This is a genomic window from Oleiphilus sp. HI0123, from assembly GCF_001635315.1.
Window position 1 is genome coordinate 1 of record NZ_LWGE01001674.1, and the last position, 3,186, is coordinate 3,186.

The 3,186-nt window shown below is 42.7% G+C and carries 3 protein-coding genes; 2 read left to right on the plus strand and 1 reads right to left on the minus strand.

The window, feature by feature from the left end:
* Both A3761_RS22620 and A3761_RS22625 read left to right on the plus strand, forming a co-directional pair.
* Positions 1 to 759 (plus strand): mechanosensitive ion channel family protein (locus A3761_RS22620; protein ID WP_068750938.1); only part of this gene is annotated, 759 nt, incomplete at its 5' end.
* 385 nt (positions 760 to 1,144) lie between these two features.
* Complete coding sequence (locus tag A3761_RS22625; RefSeq protein ID WP_068554211.1) at positions 1,145 to 1,657, plus strand: aminoacyl-tRNA deacylase; 513 nt, start codon at positions 1,145 to 1,147, stop codon at positions 1,655 to 1,657.
* A gap of 92 nt (positions 1,658 to 1,749) precedes the next feature.
* Here A3761_RS22625 and A3761_RS22630 read toward each other — a convergent pair.
* On the minus strand, positions 1,750 to 3,186 hold a 1,437-nt coding region (locus tag A3761_RS22630; protein ID WP_231881292.1), incomplete at its 5' end, for a Do family serine endopeptidase.

A 3,186-nucleotide genomic window follows, 5' to 3' on the forward strand; every position in this document is an offset into this window, starting at 1 on the left:
CCAAAAGTTGTTCTGGCTATTGTTACCTTGATAATTGGTCTTTGGGTGATAAATCGAATTGTTAGCAAGGTTGAAAAGCATTTTACGTCTAAAGCGGATCCAACGCTTGGTTCGTTTGTCAGTAGCCTGGCGTCAGTCATCTTCAAGATGATGCTATTGATTGCTGTTGCATCAATGGTTGGTATTGAAACTACTTCTTTCGTTGCAGTACTCGGTGCTGCTGGCTTGGCCGTTGGTTTGGCATTGCAGGGCAGTTTGTCAAACTTCGCTGGCGGTGTTTTGATCTTGCTATTCAAGCCTTTCAAAGTAGGCGACTTAATTGATGCTCAAGGCCATATTGGTGTCGTTAAGGAAATTCAGATCTTTAACACAATTCTAACAACGGCAGATAATCGCGTCGTTATTATTCCAAACGGTGCCCTATCAAATAGCAGTATGGTTAATATCAACCAGCTGGATACTCGCCGTGTTGATTTCGTTTTTGGTATTGGTTATAGCGATGATATTGATAAAGCGAAAGCGATTATTGAAGGCTTGATCACTTCAGATTCTCGTGTATTAAAAGATCCTGAGCATTTGATTGCGATCTCTGAATTAGCGGATAGTTCAGTCAACTTTACCGTTAGGGTTTGGACTAAGACGGCGGACTACTGGGCAGTTCACTTCACAATGTTCGAAGCAGTTAAGAAAGCGTTTGATGAGCAAGGAATTAGTATTCCGTTCCCTCAACAAGACGTACATATGCATACAGTTCAATAACCTACGCACTAGCGCCGGTTATTTAAGACGTTATTTGTTTTGCTGATAAAAGGCGCTCTTTTGAGCGCCTTTTTTATTAATAAACGTATTTCCTAACCTGCGAAAGAATGAAAACAAGTGTGATAATACTGCTGAAAAACTGGAAAAAAACTCATCTATAAACGACGCTAATAAAAAGATACTTTTTGTTACTTCAACTTATCTTTGTTCGTGACTAAGATGAAGTTAAGAAAGAATTTAGTATCAACGAATTTTGCTGGTCTCTATCTGCCTGTGCATAGCGCTTCAGAAATACGAAGTGACTGAGACAAAGCAATAATTACGATTGTCTCGATCTACTAAAGACAAAAATAACGAGTGTTAGGCAGTTATAGAGGTACTGGAAATGCCAGTTGAACAGCTAAAGCAATATCTAGATTCGAATGACGTTCAATACGTATCAATAGAACATTCGGTAGCATATACCGCAAAAGAGATCGCTGAACGTATTAAACTTAAAGGTGACCAAATGGCGAAAACCGTTATGGTCAATTTGGACGGTTGTATGTCGATGGTGGTGCTACCCGCATCATGTCGAATACGCTGGGATCAATTTATGAGAGCCATGGGAACCGAGCTGGTCGCCCTGGCAACAGAAGATGAATTTAAAGACCGTTTCCCATCATGCGAAGTGGGTGCTATGCCACCATTCGGCAATTTATATGATGTCCCCATCTATATGTATGAAGGGTTCGATGAAACCGGTGATATTGCCTTTAGAGCAGGAAATCACCACGAAGTGATTAAAATGAAGCTCTCTGATTATATGGAACTAGCGCATCCGATGACGCTAAATGAGGGCTTCGCAAAGATTGGTATGAAGAAGCCAAGCTGGTTGTTAAAGAAGAAGGCCGGGTAGAAAACCTAGCCTTCTATTGTTTACCGTTTACAATCTCCGGGCCTTACAGCAGGCGGCCTGAACTGCGGCTCGGGGATTTATTCTTTTAATTGCTAGCGAACATAGAGAATCAGGTCTTCGTATCCTCGTCGGATGCGAAATGCCTGCACATTTCGCTGCCTCAAATAAGACTTAAGCTCTGCAATATTTCTAATCCTGCTTCGGTTGACCGCGAAGATTATATCCCCTTGCTCAAAGCCTACTCGTTTAGCGATCGAATTATTGCTCAGTTCTTTAACCTGAATGCCAATAGCTTCTTCTTGATCACTTGGAATGAGATCCATTAACAGGCTTCCGCTCAAATAAGAAGAGACTTTGTCACCAGCTATTTCCGGGACAGGTATGGCTTCGATCTCAATTTCGAGCGCTTTGTTATTGCCATTGCGAATAATCTCAAGATCAAGGGTTCTGCCAATTGCAGAAAGTCCAATTCTGTTTTGGATATCATTGGCATTCCTGATGGCCCGACCATTTGCCTTAGTAATAATGTCGCCCTGCTTTAGACCTGCATCATCTGCTGCGCTGCCATCCTCGATACTACTGACAATAGCCCCCTGATAGGTATTAAGCTGATGTGTTCCGAACGAGAAGGCTTCAGCTAACTCAGGGCTTAAGTCTTGGAAACGGGCACCGATACCGCCGCGTTTTACTTCACCAAACTGGATAAGTTGTGACATAACTGATTGGCTGACTTCAGTTGGAATGGCAAAGCCAATGCCAACGTTTCCTCCGGCTGGAGCGATAATGGCGGAGTTGATGCCAACTAAGTTGCCATTGAGGTCAATTAATGCGCCGCCTGAATTGCCGGGGTTAATGGAGGCATCGGTTTGAATAAAATCTTCGTACCCCTGGATGCCAAGACCATTCCGCCCAAGTGCGCTGACAATTCCAGTAGTCACCGTTTGCCCAATACCAAAGGGGTTACCAATGGCAATTACAAAGTCGCCAACGGCTAGGGAGTTAGAGTCGGCGATTTTCAAAGATGACAACTTTTCTGCATCGATCTTCAGCAAAGCGATATCAACCTTCTTGTCGGAACCTACTAAGGTGGCTTTGAATTGACGCCCGTCCTGAAGTTTTACTTCGATATCGTTAGAGTCAGCAATGACATGATGATTGGTAAGAATATAGCCTTCTTTTGCATCAACTATTACACCGGAGCCAGCACTTTGAACTTGGCGTGACTCTTCAATTTCATCAGGAAAAGAGAAGAAATGTCGAAAAAATGGTGACTGTAGTAAAGGGTTATATTTACGCTGAATGGTATAGGTCGCAATATTAACCACGGCTGGCGCTGACTCCTTAATGATCGGCGCGAGAGAGGGTTGTGAATTTCCTTCTATCAGACGTTGCGGAAAGCCAGCGGCTTGAAGTGAAAAAGAGAAACTTAAGCTGAGCAAGATGAACAAAGTCAAACCGTATTGCTTGAAGTTAAAAAACACATTATTTGATAATTGATTAAGACGCATCTTTTTATTGTCCTTCACTGG